This is a genomic window from Bacillus sp. SA1-12 (assembly GCF_000981385.1).
Classification (GTDB): Bacteria; Bacillota; Bacilli; order Bacillales; family Bacillaceae; genus Metabacillus.
Genome location: NZ_LATZ01000134.1, coordinates 53293 through 67094 on the forward strand (window position 1 = coordinate 53293; position 13802 = coordinate 67094).

Annotated in this window: 16 protein-coding genes; 5 read left to right on the forward strand and 11 right to left on the reverse strand. The window is 34.6% G+C overall.

All coding sequences use genetic code 11. From position 1 onward, the window contains the following. Window positions 1-3: 3 nt before the first annotated feature. On the forward strand, window positions 4-270 hold the full coding sequence (locus tag WQ54_RS29800) for a DUF2564 family protein (protein ID WP_231597703.1): 267 nt from the start codon (window positions 4-6) through the stop codon (window positions 268-270). Window positions 271-327: 57 nt separating this feature from the next. Here the strand turns inward: WQ54_RS29800 and WQ54_RS33185 are convergent, their stop codons facing one another. Further along, complete coding sequence (locus tag WQ54_RS33185) at window positions 328-504, reverse strand: zinc-finger domain-containing protein (RefSeq protein WP_084822385.1); 177 nt, start codon at window positions 502-504, stop codon at window positions 328-330. After that, the gene (locus WQ54_RS29805; RefSeq protein WP_046590250.1) at window positions 497-1174 is read right to left on the reverse strand and encodes a ribonuclease H family protein; all 678 of its coding nucleotides are present in this window, start codon (window positions 1172-1174) and stop codon (window positions 497-499) included. The genes WQ54_RS33185 and WQ54_RS29805 overlap by 8 nt, the downstream gene beginning before the upstream one ends. A 343-nt stretch (window positions 1175-1517) precedes the next feature. On the opposite strand from WQ54_RS29805, the gene WQ54_RS29810 reads away from it, so the two are divergent. Then, entirely contained in the window at window positions 1518-1907 is a 390-nt protein-coding gene (locus WQ54_RS29810) for a reverse transcriptase-like protein (RefSeq protein ID WP_046590251.1), read from the forward strand. Between the two features lie 21 nt (window positions 1908-1928). Next, window positions 1929-2837: a DMT family transporter gene (locus WQ54_RS29815; RefSeq protein WP_046590252.1), complete on the forward strand. Its 909-nt coding sequence runs from the start codon at window positions 1929-1931 to the stop codon at window positions 2835-2837. Between the two features lie 23 nt (window positions 2838-2860). On the opposite strand, the gene WQ54_RS29820 is transcribed toward WQ54_RS29815, so the two are convergent. After that, complete coding sequence (locus tag WQ54_RS29820) at window positions 2861-3136, reverse strand: DUF6123 family protein (RefSeq protein WP_197089698.1); 276 nt, start codon at window positions 3134-3136, stop codon at window positions 2861-2863. Window positions 3137-3287: 151 nt separating this feature from the next. Here WQ54_RS29820 and sspL point away from each other — a divergent pair, with 151 nt between their 5' ends. Further along, complete coding sequence (gene sspL, locus WQ54_RS29825) at window positions 3288-3428, forward strand: small, acid-soluble spore protein L (RefSeq protein ID WP_046590505.1); 141 nt, start codon at window positions 3288-3290, stop codon at window positions 3426-3428. 133 nt (window positions 3429-3561) lie between these two features. On the opposite strand, the gene WQ54_RS29830 is transcribed toward sspL, so the two are convergent. Next, a complete protein-coding gene (locus WQ54_RS29830) occupies window positions 3562-4749 on the reverse strand; it encodes a metallophosphoesterase family protein (RefSeq protein ID WP_046590254.1) in 1188 nt (395 codons plus the stop codon). 396 nt (window positions 4750-5145) lie between these two features. Between WQ54_RS29830 and WQ54_RS29835 the strand changes: the two genes are divergently transcribed. Next, window positions 5146-5946 (forward strand): DeoR/GlpR family DNA-binding transcription regulator, encoded by an 801-nt coding sequence (locus tag WQ54_RS29835; protein WP_046590256.1) that lies wholly within the window; start codon window positions 5146-5148, stop codon window positions 5944-5946. A 59-nt stretch (window positions 5947-6005) separates the two neighbouring features. Here the strand turns inward: WQ54_RS29835 and WQ54_RS29840 are convergent, their stop codons facing one another. The 7 genes from WQ54_RS29840 to WQ54_RS29865 all read right to left on the reverse strand — a co-directional run bounded on the left by WQ54_RS29840 (window position 6006) and on the right by WQ54_RS29865 (window position 13693). Beyond that, complete coding sequence (locus tag WQ54_RS29840) at window positions 6006-6902, reverse strand: 5'-3' exonuclease (RefSeq protein WP_046590258.1); 897 nt, start codon at window positions 6900-6902, stop codon at window positions 6006-6008. Between the two features lie 172 nt (window positions 6903-7074). Next, complete coding sequence (locus WQ54_RS35390; protein ID WP_269431602.1) at window positions 7075-7209, reverse strand: hypothetical protein; 135 nt, start codon at window positions 7207-7209, stop codon at window positions 7075-7077. 264 nt (window positions 7210-7473) lie between these two features. Further along, window positions 7474-7740 (reverse strand): YpbS family protein, encoded by a 267-nt coding sequence (locus WQ54_RS29845; RefSeq protein WP_046590260.1) that lies wholly within the window; start codon window positions 7738-7740, stop codon window positions 7474-7476. Continuing rightward, the gene (locus WQ54_RS29850; protein ID WP_046590262.1) at window positions 7733-7921 is read right to left on the reverse strand and encodes a hypothetical protein; all 189 of its coding nucleotides are present in this window, start codon (window positions 7919-7921) and stop codon (window positions 7733-7735) included. Before WQ54_RS29850 ends, WQ54_RS29845 begins: the two co-directional genes overlap by 8 nt. A 66-nt stretch (window positions 7922-7987) precedes the next feature. Beyond that, window positions 7988-11578: a dynamin family protein gene (locus WQ54_RS29855; RefSeq protein WP_046590265.1), complete on the reverse strand. Its 3591-nt coding sequence runs from the start codon at window positions 11576-11578 to the stop codon at window positions 7988-7990. Window positions 11579-12042: 464 nt separating this feature from the next. Beyond that, window positions 12043-12591: an isoprenylcysteine carboxyl methyltransferase family protein gene (locus WQ54_RS29860; RefSeq protein ID WP_046590268.1), complete on the reverse strand. Its 549-nt coding sequence runs from the start codon at window positions 12589-12591 to the stop codon at window positions 12043-12045. A gap of 4 nt (window positions 12592-12595) precedes the next feature. Then, window positions 12596-13693, reverse strand: coding sequence for a type III polyketide synthase (locus tag WQ54_RS29865; RefSeq protein WP_046590270.1), 1098 nt, complete (start codon window positions 13691-13693; stop codon window positions 12596-12598). Window positions 13694-13802 lie beyond the last annotated feature (109 nt).

A 13802-nucleotide genomic window follows, 5' to 3' on the forward strand; every position in this document is an offset into this window, starting at 1 on the left:
CTATTGGATCAAATCAATCATACTGGATTAATTAGCGGATTGAATGAGTTAAGTCAGATTGAAATGTCTGTAAAAGCAGCACAGAAAATGGTAGGATCAGCTACAATGCAATTAGACCCAGAAGCCATTCACCATGCAGAAAATGCAATACGTGATGCAAAAGATCTAATGAGCCGTACAACCAAAACAGGCGTTGATCAAGAGTTTTTATCAAAACAGCAAGAGCTATTAGAACAATGTGAACATCAATTATCAGAGGCTAAGCAATAAAAAAATCCGCATAGGCGGATTTTTTTATTAAATATGCATTTATCGTAATGACATTTTTTAAGATAATTTTTCGCCAACTTCTTTTATCTTTTGGCCAACTGTGCATCGATTAATGCAAAAAGAATGTGCAAATCGCTTCCCATATTCTTCACGGAAATGCTTCTTTAATAAACAATTCACACAATAAGTATCTAAGATTTCGCTTAGTTCTTGCAATGTTTGTTTTTTATTCATTTTCGCCAACTTCCTCATTTATGATCATTTTACTGTTTATTTGTGTACCGCTCATTGCTTGAGTTGCAAGGCGATCTGCTTCACTGTTCTCTTTTCTCGAAATTGCCTCATATGCAGGTGTTATATGGAGCTTTTTTAATTTATCTTCAATTCGGTCCAGCCAAATAGTGAACTCTTCCTCATAACATGGCCATTCTCCAGCAAGCTGATTTAAGACAACCTGCGAGTCTCCTTTAAATTCAATTTTCTGTCTAGACATACCATTTTCTTCAAGAGCATTTACTAAATAATAAAAAGCTGCATACTCTGCTTCATTATTAGAGGCTAACCCCTCTGCCCTTTCATTTAAGCGAATACGGTAACGACTACCGCTTTGCGTATAATATATGACAACACCAAACCCGGCCAATTTTGTTTGTTTATGATAGCCGCCATCAAAAAAGGCGACAACATCATGAGGTTCGTCCTTAACTATATCTTTCAGACGCTTTAATTCCTTTAATGTCCATGTTTGCCCGTCTTCTGATGAAAAAGAAAGCTGTTTCGCTCGACCAGTTTGTAAAAAATCTTCAGCAAATACGATTGTTTCATCTAAAGTTAAAAAATCTGTCGAAACGATCGTCTGCATTTTTCTTTTCGTATGATAAGTCCATTCAATTTTATACTTCAAAGGCTTCACTCCTGAAATTTGGTAAGTCTGTTTCCAATCTTTTTTTATTAAAGCTTCTTGTTTTCTAATAAAACCTGTTGATTAATAACACTTTCTATTTAATAATGTTATCAATGTGCTATAATCATATTCGATTTCAAGATATTTTAGTAAAGCACTGTATAACCTAAGCCTTTTATTTATAGTATTACCTTGTAAGCCAATGTACCCTATTTTATCATCGTTTTTCTTTTTATTAAAGCTATGTGATAACTCATTGTTGTGATTTTGCCACTATGGTATACGGCACAAAAGACACAAAACTGCTCGATTCAGCAGGAAAATTTACAGGAGGTTTCAAATTATGATTGAAGTGTATGTAGATGGCGCAAGTGCAGGCGACCCTGGCATTTCAGGTGCAGGAATCTTTATTAAAGGCCACGGGAAAGCAGAGCACTATTCCTTTCCTCTTGGAACAATGACAAATCATGAAGCGGAATACCACGCTTTGATTAAAGGCTTGGAAATTTGCCTTGAAAAAGGCTATCAGGTGGTATCTTTTCGTACAGATTCACAGCTTGTTGACCGTGCTATTGAAAAACAATTTGTTAAAAACTCCTCCTTTTCGCCACTATTGGAACGTGTTTTGGAATTAACGAAGCAATTTGATCTGTTCTTCATTAAATGGATTCCAAGCAAAGAAAATAAAGTTGCAGATCAGCTGGCAAAAAACGCAATTTTAAACAGTAAATGATATAGAAAGAGAAGAAAAAATATGCAGAAAAACACTTTAGCGGATATTAGTTTATTATTTGTAGCATTTATTTGGGGTTCAACTTTTGTTATTGTCCAGAATGCGATCCAATTCCTTCCCCCCCATCTATTTAATGGTATTCGATTTCTAATTGCGGCATGCGTTTTAACCCTTTTTATTAATAAGCGTGGAACAAAAAAATGGTCGAAAGATTTGTTAAAATCCGGAATTTTTTTAGGATTCTTTTTATTTTTAGGCTATGCTTTTCAAACAATTGGCCTGATGTATACAACATCTTCAAAGACCGGTTTTATTACAGGTTTGAGTGTTATGATTGTACCTCTGTTGTCCATTTGGATTTTAAAAGAAAAACCGAGAACCATCGTTTTCTTTAGTGCTTTGATTGGGACAATTGGACTTTCCCTTCTGACTTTAGGAGACATGGGAGGGATCAATATTGGTGATCTCCTTGTTTTATTTTGTGCAATTGCTTTTGCGCTTCATATAGTATTAACAGGTAAATTTTCTAACCAATATGAGGCATTGAATTTAACGATTGTTCAATTAATAACTGTTTCCCTATTAAGTTTTGTTAGTTCTATTCTTTTTGAAAGACCTTCATTATCGTTTACTGATTTTATCAATAAAGAGGTAATTACCGCCTTATTTATTACCTCTATTTTTGCAACAGCCATTGCCTTTTTGATCCAGACTAAATTTCAACAGTTTACAACTGCTGCCAGGGTTGCCCTTATTTTTGCAATGGAGCCTGTATTCGCAGCACTTACCGCCTTTATTGTCCTTAACGAACGGTTAAGCGGGGCTGCATTAATAGGTTGTATGCTTATCTTCGTTGCTATGATTTTAACAGAAATGCCAAGTTTTAACGAGTTCAAAAGGGCAAACACAGCGCAAAAGCGTGACTTATAATGCTCGGTATTTTCCGAGCTTTTTTAGATTAAGTTTAATGCTTCAACATGACTGATTGCTTGTTTCCGATTTATTATAGCTTCTTTCTTAAAACTTTCTAATAAGGAAATGTAAAAAGCACCATCAAACTCCTTTTGAATTTTCAGTGTTAGCTCAATTGCAATAATTGCAATTTCATCTGCTGTATCTGTATAATGCTGGCCAAATTGAATAAACCCTGTTGCATCCTCTCCAAATACAAAGCCTTTGTGTGTTAGGTACTCAAGATAATCTGTGACTGTTTTCACCGTTTTTGCCAAGTTGATACCCATCCTTACTTATCAATATATAAAATATGATAGCGAAAAATGTCGATAAATTCCATTGTTTTTTTAACAGAGATTCAAAATTCTAATGATACATAATGTTCAAGCGAAAATGGTCATAATACAAGTGGAGGTGATCATGATCATGAGCAGTAAAAAAAGAGGGAATAATCGCGGTCAAATCGCACCAAGTGTCAATCCTCAAGGACATGGTGAAGATGTAGAATTTTCAACTGAACCTAAAAGCAAGCTGGAAAATGCAGCTAAAAAGAAAAATACAAAATAAAATCAGAGGGGCTGTCTAAAAACAAAGGGTCAGCCCCCAACTAATACAATATATGAAAACCTTGATTTAGCAGGAAAATTCATACTTGAACGTTATTTGGAGCAGACCCTTATTAGACATTCCTTTTCAGTTTTTATTTAGTTAATGGTAACGGATCAATGCTTTGATCATTTGCTGTTAAATCAATTCCATAATCCTTAGCAAAAACCATATGGGTTTCAGCTAATACCCCTTCTTTATTTTCATCCAGATTGAATACTCTGGCCCCACGCAGCCTATTTCGATCAGCACCAGGAAGGCCGTATGTTCCGAAGCCAGTGTTTCCTGCATATCCTAGCAAAATGCCATAATAATTACCACAATAAGTATTTATATGATCGTGCCCACAGAATACACCTTTAACGTCACCACGATCTAACATTGCAGAAAACATTCCGCCGTTTACAGGTCCTGGACATTCATCTTCATTTCTTTCTCCAACAATATTATGTTTTACCGCAGCAAGTTCATGGTTTTCCTGTGTTCTGCTGTCTACGCTGCCATACCACATAAAACGATGCTCCCACAATGGGATATGAATGAATACGAGTGAAGGTACTTTATACCCAAACTGCTTTTCGATTTTTTTAGACTTTTCATAATACCAATTAACTTGATTAAAACGCAGCCAATCCCATGTTGGATACCCTTTAAAATCCTGCCCGGCAATTTGTTGAGGGGCATATCTGCCACTATCAAGCAGCCAGAGATTGAATGCTGCTTGATTGCCCTTAGATTTCTTTATTAAAAGGTTCATGTTCCCAGTACCAGTAAGGTCCTTTTCTCCAGGCGCATTCAAATTATATTTATACTTCATATAAAAGGAAAGCATATCATTTTCATCCAGCCCGCTTTTAGGGGTAGAATCCTCATCATGATTTCCGAATGTTACCGCCCATTTAATCCCTCTCTTTTCCATTGGTTGGACAACATTGTTCATCGCCTGTTTCATTTCAAGCTCTGTATCACAGCCGCCAGCAATATTGTCACCATTTAGAACAACAAAATCAGGCTTCTCAGAGTCGAGCACCTTCTCCATCAATTCGATTGTTCTGCGGTCGATTCTTTCATCATCCTGAGTATCATTAAATTGAACAATTTTAAATTTACCGTTTTTGTTAAATTGAAGCTTTGCCTCTTCACGATTCTCAGCATGTACCTTATTCGTAAGCAAATCTCCTGGAAGCCCAGTTGACGCAAGTGTTAATGCAAGCGTGCTCATTCCTCCTATTTTGATAAAGCTTCTTCTGTCTAATCCTTTGTTATGACCCTCGTTATTCATAACTTTGACCTCCATCTTTTCGATTAATAGGGGGAAAACTACCAATAATTATAAAATGATTATTTCTGCCAATGTCCCCTTATCTACTTCTACATCTTAGAATAAAAACATTGATAGATTATTAATCATACGCGAAATATTCGTTAAGAAAACAAATAAAAATCAAAATGCAAAATTATCAGAGGAGGCATATCGATGCAATACCAAAGGTGAATATACCTATCCTTTTGTATGTCTAAAGTTAGATATAATAATTGTTTTTTAGTTTTGTTTTATCTATCTAATTTTGTTAAATTTACAAAACTTAATATATTCGTAGTCTTTTTTTTATATTCGTTATTTATAATAAGTTATTGCAAAACAACTCAGGAAACAGGTTTTCGTTGGAGGGGCATAATGGATAAGTCTTTACATTCAGAAAGATATAGAGCCATCATGAGAGAACTTGAAATGAAAAATAAGGTTCGAGTCGTTGACCTAGCAGAAAAATTAAATGTAACACCAGAAACAATAAGAAAAGATTTAACTGCACTTGAGGAAAAAAAGAAATTACGACGAATACATGGTGGGGCAGTTCAATATTTTGGATTAATAAAGGAACCACATTTTAACAAAAAAATCGGAATCTTCCATTATCAAAAGAAATTAATTGGAGAAGCTGCTGCAAGATACATATTGGATGGGGAAACGATTGCTCTTGATGTAGGATCAACAACTTTTCATATTGCAAGCTCGATTAAGAATGTGGAAAATATCACGATTGTAACGAATTCATTAGCAGCAGCAGAATTATTAAATAACCGGTTAGAAAACCAGCTGTTCGATGGAAAAGTGATCGTTCTTGGAGGGACATCAAATCCCCTGCAGCGTTCATTAAGCGGATCAATTACTAATCAATTACTAGAACACTTTTATTTTGATAAGGCATTTATTTCATGCGGCGGAATGACCAAAGACGGAATTTTTGATTTCAATATTGATGAAGCCACAGCATCTTCCATAATGATAAGAAGATCAAAGCAAAATTTTGTTGTAGCAGATTCTTCAAAAATAAATCAGCGTGCCCTTTTTCATATCGGGTCAATTTCAGCAATAGATAATCTTATTTCTGATGAGGAAATGCCTTATGATTGGAAATTGGATCAAATCTTTAAAACCGTTAATTGGATTAATGCGGATGGTATAAGTGTCAAGTAATTAGTCTTTCTTTAGTTTGTATAATATCTGTGGGGGATTTGTTCCCCCACTAAACCAAGTTAAATAGCTTCTTTGACAACTGTGATGTTCTTTAGCAGAGTATGAACACCTCTTAACTCCAATTCCTTTACCATTGAAAATGCTCGTTCTTCATTCACGTTAAAAAGCGCATCCTCAATGATACATTCCAACGGTGCTTGACAGTTAATTGCAGCCAGCTTTCTTGACAGGTGAAGCATTTCTAAATCATTCTCTATTTTTGTTTTTTGTCCTTTCGTTAATTCATTTAAATGATCTAAGAGCACATCAATCGTTTTGTATTGAACAATAAGTTTATAAGCCGTTTTTTCTCCGATCCCCTTAACACCTGGGTAATTATCGCTTGAATCTCCCATTAATGCTTTTACATCGATAAGCATTTGCGGATCTATTGCATATTCTTCGATAAATAATTCCTTTGTATAATGCTTGTAATTACCAATTCCCTTTTGAAAGATCAACACATTAACATGATCATTAAGTAATTGAAGGATATCCCTATCACCAGTTAAAATGGTAATCTCCATTTCATGTTCATATGTTTTTGTTAATGTTCCAATACAATCATCTGCTTCAAACCCTTCAATACCCAGGTTTGGAATATCTAATGCGGCCACGACCTCTTTTGCCAGCTCGAATTGTGGAATTAATTCAACCGGTGCTTCAGGCCGATTGGCCTTATAATCAGTAAATAGCTCATTTCGATACGTTTTTGCCCCCATATCCCAACAACATACAACATGGGAAGGCTTTACATAGTCAATAGCTGAAATAAGATGTTTTAAAAGTCCTGTTACTGCATTAGTAGGAATTCCTTTACTATTGATCATAAATTGACCATATACCGATGTAGCATAAAAAGCACGGAATAACAGCGCCATACCATCTACAATTAATAAATGATTATCCCTTTTCATCTCATTCTCCTTTTTGAAAAAATACTACTTGTATCATACCATACAATGTGTTTATATGGTTTGGTACTTCAAACCATTGCCTTTTTTGTTTTGATTAGTCATATGTTCTTTATCTTACCATAACAAAAAAGGCTGAATCAAAAGGTTATACCTCTTTGATTCAGCCAAAAGTTTAATCTTTCTTTTTATCGCTCAGTTTCAATGCTTCATGTTGTGCGTATGAAGCAAATTCATTGTTAAAATCATTCTTTTTCTTTTTGTTATTGTTTCGCTGTGCATTTGCGTTTCCAAGCTTTGTACGCCCCATTTTATTCACACCTTTCAAAAATATAATTCAAGCTTAGCTTTCCACGATCTACTTAAATTAAATCTTCGCAAAGGGAAAAGATGATAGGAAAAAAACGTCAAAATTCTTATACAAAAAAAATGCACAGGAAACCCCACTCATGGAAGTCATACTTTATCCATCATAACGAGCTGTCTACCTCTTCTTTTATGGAAAGTCAAGGTTATTGCCCGTATAGACCCAGTAAGTCTCACTAACCATCTCAGTGGGAATTGCAGTAACGCTTTATTTGTGATATTTTCTCTTTACGAATTCTAGTACCATATCCGTCGTAACTAATTTACGAGTTGGTACAATTCCTTCAGTTGCCAGGTGATTCATTTGTTTTGTAACTTGATTAATTTTATCAACATCAAACGGAAGAGAGTTCACACATAATTGGATGGCTTCTTCAATAAATGATTCGCGCTTTGCTTCGAGCCTTAAAAATGATTGAATGTGATTATGCTGCTTTTTGCTATGCTGTGAAATTGCTTCATGTACATTACTCATCTATATTTCCTCTTTTCTTCATTAACCTTATAACATGTTCCTTAGGATCCCAACATTGAAACGAATAATTTGGTTTCGTTTCATATTTTAGGCGTCTGCACAGATACTTCATTTTTCCTCCGATTTTTATCGCTTCAAAATGAATACAGGTAGCACATACCTGATACGATTTCGAATCCATGCAAGTCCTCCTTTGCCCATGCTACTTCTCATTTCATTTGATTTTACCATATGGTCATTTGATTCATTATATCTTTAACAAATTTATTGTTGCTTGCAGTTTATCCTGCTCCTGTTTTAACTTTTCAGAATCGATAGCATCTATATCCAACAGAACTTCAAAGCCTTCTGATGTCTGTCCTGAGATCTCTTCAACCAGGCTTGAATGGGTCCTATTTATTACTTCATTATAATAAAGGATGAATTCTTTTATAAATTTCTCCAATATAGAGGTAATAGGATCTTCAAACCGTTTTAATAAGTCCTCACTCATTGCTTTCTTTTCATTTTTTTCAAAGAAGGACTTTGCATTTTTAAACAGCTTCAAAGAAGGTTTTAAATTAGAAACCATTTCATTTGAAAATTCAATCGCAATGTCAGGGGTCGAAATTTCTTTCATATCTGGCTTCGATAACGTTATTGATTGTGATTTCTTCTTAATTAGCTGAGAGATCCTGCTGAATTCATCATCATAGCCCTTTTGAATAAACTTTTCCACTCTTAAAGTAGTTGCCTGCAGCTCCTGAACTAATTCAAATTCGACTGTTCTTATTAGCTCATTTAAGCATGCTTGTAACGCTTGCTGAGTATTCGATTGCGTAAATACCCCAGGATGAAACGCTTCTTTAAAGAAATCATTGAAACGGAATAACAATCTTTGCTTCACATAAAAGATTAACTCCTCTATTTCCTGATTAGTATGAGCTGTTAAATGAGTATTGGTCAGCTTGGAGAGTTCCTGCTCTACTTTCTGTTTTTCATCTAAAAGATTCTGCTTGATTTTTTCTTTCTCTATTGCATCATTTTCAGCAGCAACAATAAGGGCGGTCATACGTTCATTTGAACGCCTTAAGTCCTCTTTTATAGAAATAATAGTTGTATTTGTTAACTCCTGTTTGATAAAATATTCAAATTGTTTTTTAAACGTAAAGTAATCCTGTTCATGTTCCAAGTTGTTTGAGAGGATATTTAAACTTGAAACGCCAAATAATCGAACATTCCTAATTTCCTGCTGGAGCAGCTGATCTTTTATATACTGTTTGACAAGCTCTACTTCCTGGTCATCCTTTGCTAAATCAATCGCATTGATCAAGAAAAACATTTTATCCAACGTAAACGAATCCTTTACACGTCCTAATTGACGAAGGAATTCTCTATCACCTTTGGAAAAAGGATGATTGTAATACGTTACATAAAGAATAGCATCTGCCTTTTTTATATATTGAAAGGCGAAAGCTGTATGTCTTTTATGAAGAGAATCAGCACCAGGTGTATCAACTAAAGTGATCCCAGCTCTTGTAATTGGACAATCATAATAAAGAGTGACCTCTTCAACCAAACAAGCTTTTTCTTCTTTAGCAACAAAATCCTTAAACGTTTCTTTTGTGGAGGTGATAAGCAAACCGTTGCTTGTTAAGTGTTGGTAATCGCTTAATGCTTTTTTGTATTTTTTTATCGCATCAATTTCAGACTGTTCTTTTACTTCAAGCTCATGAAGTTGAGAAATCAGCCCCTCTATGCTGTATTGCTTATTATTTAATGATGGAACACTTTCTTTTACTTCATTTTCAATCATTTCTGCTGATTTTAATTTAACTTCAACTAATCCATGCTGTTTTTCTGAAGAAGTTGGAGCAATTTTATTAATCGTTGCAGTTGTAGGTGTTGGTGAAGAAGGCAATAATCGGTCACCAATTAAAGCATTAACAAAAGAGGATTTTCCTGCACTAAATGCACCAAACAATGCAACTGTAAATGAGCGGTTATTGTAGCTGTTTACCTTGCTTTCAAGTGAATCCGTAAACTGCCTAAAGCCGCGAAATTTCTTTAAGCGCTCTATCATCACTTGTGTTTCTTTTATAAATTGTTCTTTGTTTGATAATTGAACAATTGGTTTTTTTGCATCAGACCTGTTTTCTTCATTTGCAATACTTATTTGATTTAATTCTTTTATGTTCAATGATTTCTGAACACGATGGCGATATAATGGGTTTTCCAAAAGCCATTGCTTACTATTTTCGTACTTCTTCACTTCTTCAGCAAGAATGGCTTGTAATGAAGCCTCATAGGTGTTTAATTGATCATATTTTAATAAGATCGCTTCATGATTTGTAATTTCATGAGAGAATTTATTGATTTCCTGTGACAGTCTTTCAAATTCTTCTTGATGAGCTAATTTTAAATGATCGATCATTTTATCAAAAATCTTTATCGCTTTATGTTTACTATGCTTTTTTATTAATTCACTTACATCTGAAGAATAGGTTAAAATATATTGATTATTCATGGATGCACCAGGTTTTAAGGCATCAGCTATGTCCTGTTCCGTGACTTCGATTGAAAATGACTGAACCTCTTGAAGCAATGACTCATCATGGATATCAAATTTTTTAAGATAATCCTTAAATAAAGGGGTAAAATGCCAGGTGATTTGTGTCTCAACATTCTTCTTCAGCTCGTTAACTAACTCTTTTTTTCTTTTATCTCTTTCCTGTTCGGTTTTAGCCTTTGAAAAGAGGAACCCAACTTTAAATGCCGGATCTACCCCTTCAATAAATGATGCCGCCTTTTCCCTTGTTTCATATGGAATAATATTAGCGCTTTTTAATAATGTTGAAACCCTGTCATTTATTTCGGAGGTAAGCTCCTTAATCTTATTTTCCTCTTTTTCAAGTTGATTACTCTTTTGCTCTTTCTTAGTTTGGCACTCCATTAATTCAGCAATAACCTGTGATTGATCAACATCTGACAATTCTAAAAAGTCTTTATATTTTTCCAAATGTTCTTTAAGTAAAGAAGCTACAGCAAATTCCACATTTTTTTCCATGTACTCTTCTTTTTGGTCCACAATCGCTTGAATAATTTCTTTTATTTCATGTAATTGATTATGCTGATGATCATCATTCATTAATGTTGTAAAAAAAATGTCCTGATGATGAAGTCCGATATCAGAGAAAGATGTTTCAATTTGATATTTAAACTCCGAAAATGGGACTTCTTTTTCCACATGTTTGTCAATTTGGTTGACAATGAGAAAGATCATTTTTTCTTTCTGTTTCATCTCTTTTACGAAAGAAAGATTTTCTTCAGATTGAACATGATTATAATCCGTAACATAAAAAATGACATCGGCAATATGAAGCATTGATTCTGTAGATAGCTTATGAGCAGCATCTGTAGAATCAATACCCGGAGTATCCATAATCACAATATTTTCATAAAGATTGTGATATGGCTTTTTAATAGATACCCGTTCGATCTCATCTCCTTGTTTGCAATATTCCTTAATTTGTTCTATTGAATAGTCTCCTTCAAGTTCGATACTTTCTTTTGCCTTAGAATATAAGGTTACTTGGTGATCACCCTTCTCTAGTAATACCAGGTTTGCACTAGTCGGAATTGGACTTGTCGGCAGAATTTGTTCATCTAATAACTTATTGATCATGGATGATTTACCGGCAGAAAAGTGTCCGGCAAAAGCAACATAAAGCTTGTCATTGGACAGTTTATTTACCAATTCAACCAGCTTATTTGCATTTTCTACATCATATGCCTTTATCTTTTGATGCAGTTTTATTAATTTTTGCAACAAATGATCTGTTTTAACAGCAGCTGTCATTGTAATCCCCTTTAATTCTTTATCATTTATTTAGTATCATTTTACAGAATCTTTTTGATTTTTGCTATCTAAAGATATGAATATAGGTTTGATTTTAACTAAGATCCTTTTTAAAATAATGATACTTGCTCATTAGACTCCCACTCCAGTCTTCACGTTTAAGAGGGCTGCTGATAAGGTTCAGCACCGTGCACCTGATGAAGATCCTCTTACACCGCTTTATAAAGCCAAAATAAAAAGCCCACCTAAAGTGAGCTAAACTAAATTATGCCTTTGGGGCATCTATATTCTTTAATATGTAGCCAACCAATAAACTATATGCAACAACGGTACAACCGACAAATAGCATTGTCATATTCTCAGAATACCTCCATGTTTGAAAATGAGAATCCTTTTCAACTTAAACTTATTTTATCATTAATGATAATCATTTTCAACACAGTTTTTTCATTAAAAAGAGTTGATCATTTTTTGGGAATAAATCTTGTTTTTAATTGGAAAGCTTTTTCATAATTTGTATACTTCTCTAATGCTTTTTCCTCTGTTGGGATTCGGATCGACATCATTGCCAGATTTAATAAGGTAAATAAGGTAGCTGTCATGTATGCTTGAAATAGTAAAGGAATAATAAGAATCTCAACAGCAACCACAACATAATTCGGATGCTTCATATACTTATAAGGTCCTTTTGAAACAACATGTACCTTTGGAAGGATGATAATTTTAGTATTCCAAAAGCTCCCTAATGAATAGATGGCCCAATAGCGAATTAGTTGTGACAAAGCTATAATTGGCAAAAGAATGTACCAGATATTTGATACTACCTTCTTAAGAATGATTACTTCAAGCAATAATGAAATGAAAAAGAGGATATGGAGGGTAACGATATATGGATAATGTTCGCTTCCATGTTCAATCCCTCCCTGTTTTAACATCCATTTTTCATTTCGCTTTGCAATAACCATTTCAGTAATTCTTTGCAATATCAGCAGTGAAAATAAAAAAGTAAACATCTTATTATACACTCTCCCATTGAACAAGAAGCAATTCGGAGCTAAAGCCTGGCCCTAGTGCACCTATTAATCCATATTCACTTTCCCGTCCAAGCTCTTTCTCTAAATAGTCTTGAATAACATACATAACTGTTACAGATGACATATTACCGTGATGAATCAGCACATCTTTGGATATTTGCAAGTGCCTGTCCGTCAAGCCCAACCCATCTTGATACGCTTCAAGAACCTTTTTCCCTCCCGGATGTGCGGCAAAGTGGCTGATCGCATCCAAAGTTAAGTCATGCTCTTTTAAGAATTTGATGACTTGAGGCCTCAGCCAGTTACGAACAATCGTTGGGATATCTCGTGAAAACACGACATAAAAACCATTATTCTTAATCTCCCATCCCATTACATCCTCTGAATCTTTCATAAAGCTTGACCTTGTATCTTGGATATGAGGGAGTGCTTTTAATTTAGAAATTGACTTCCTGTTAAACGCGTTACCTGCAAGACATACGCACGCAACTCCATCTGCAAACAAGGATGTCCCAATTAAATTACTTTTTGTCAGATCATCATGCTGAAACGTTAAACTGCATAGTTCTACTGCAACGACTAATACAAGTGAATCAGGATATGCCAGACAGTATTCGAAAGCACGAGAAAGGCCGGCAGCACCGCCTGCACAGCCTAATCCCCAAATTGGGATGCGTTTGGTCGATTCTTTAAAAGTAATATGATTCATGATTTTTGCATCAATACTTGGAGTAGCTATCCCCGTACTGCTTATAAAAATAATCGCATCAATTTCCTTACAATCAATACCTTTATCTAATAGATTTTTGTTTTGTAAGCAGTTGTTAATTGCTTTTACACTTAGCTGAACTGCTTTCTCAATATATGTATTGTTTTTTTCTTCAAATGTATGGGCCTCTTTATACCAATCAAGCTTCTCCGCAAATTGTCTCGTCTCAATCTCTCCATTTTTAAAAACAGTTAATAACCGTTCAATATCTTTGAAGGAATCTTGAAACATTTCCTTAGCAAATTCGTTTGTAGTCTCTTGACTTAATTCATTTTCCGGAATTGCTCTCCCAACTGATAAAATATAAGCCAATTTCCCATTCACCTCAACTTTATTAAGGATACTATTTCCAATTGAAGGTGAGTTTATCCATAAAGTGCCCAAACCGAGTGAAGGAGATAAAAATATCCATAAAAAAAGC

Bases quoted from the DNA above. Each gene is read 5' to 3' on its own strand.
- WQ54_RS33185 (WP_084822385.1), bottom strand. From the start codon at position 504: ATGAATAAAAAACAAACATTGCAAGAACTAAGCGAAATCTTAGATACT.
- WQ54_RS29810 (WP_046590251.1), top strand. From the start codon at position 1,518: ATGATTGAAGTGTATGTAGATGGCGCAAGTGCAGGCGACCCTGGCATT.
- WQ54_RS29815 (WP_046590252.1), top strand. From the start codon at position 1,929: ATGCAGAAAAACACTTTAGCGGATATTAGTTTATTATTTGTAGCATTT.
- sspL (WP_046590505.1), top strand. From the start codon at position 3,288: ATGAGCAGTAAAAAAAGAGGGAATAATCGCGGTCAAATCGCACCAAGT.
- WQ54_RS29830 (WP_046590254.1), bottom strand. From the start codon at position 4,749: ATGAATAACGAGGGTCATAACAAAGGATTAGACAGAAGAAGCTTTATC.
- WQ54_RS29835 (WP_046590256.1), top strand. From the start codon at position 5,146: ATGGATAAGTCTTTACATTCAGAAAGATATAGAGCCATCATGAGAGAA.
- WQ54_RS29840 (WP_046590258.1), bottom strand. From the start codon at position 6,902: ATGAAAAGGGATAATCATTTATTAATTGTAGATGGTATGGCGCTGTTA.
- WQ54_RS35390 (WP_269431602.1), bottom strand. From the start codon at position 7,209: ATGGGGCGTACAAAGCTTGGAAACGCAAATGCACAGCGAAACAATAAC.
- WQ54_RS29845 (WP_046590260.1), bottom strand. From the start codon at position 7,740: ATGAGTAATGTACATGAAGCAATTTCACAGCATAGCAAAAAGCAGCAT.
- WQ54_RS29850 (WP_046590262.1), bottom strand. From the start codon at position 7,921: ATGGATTCGAAATCGTATCAGGTATGTGCTACCTGTATTCATTTTGAA.
- WQ54_RS29855 (WP_046590265.1), bottom strand. From the start codon at position 11,578: ATGACAGCTGCTGTTAAAACAGATCATTTGTTGCAAAAATTAATAAAA.
- WQ54_RS29860 (WP_046590268.1), bottom strand. From the start codon at position 12,591: ATGTTTACTTTTTTATTTTCACTGCTGATATTGCAAAGAATTACTGAA.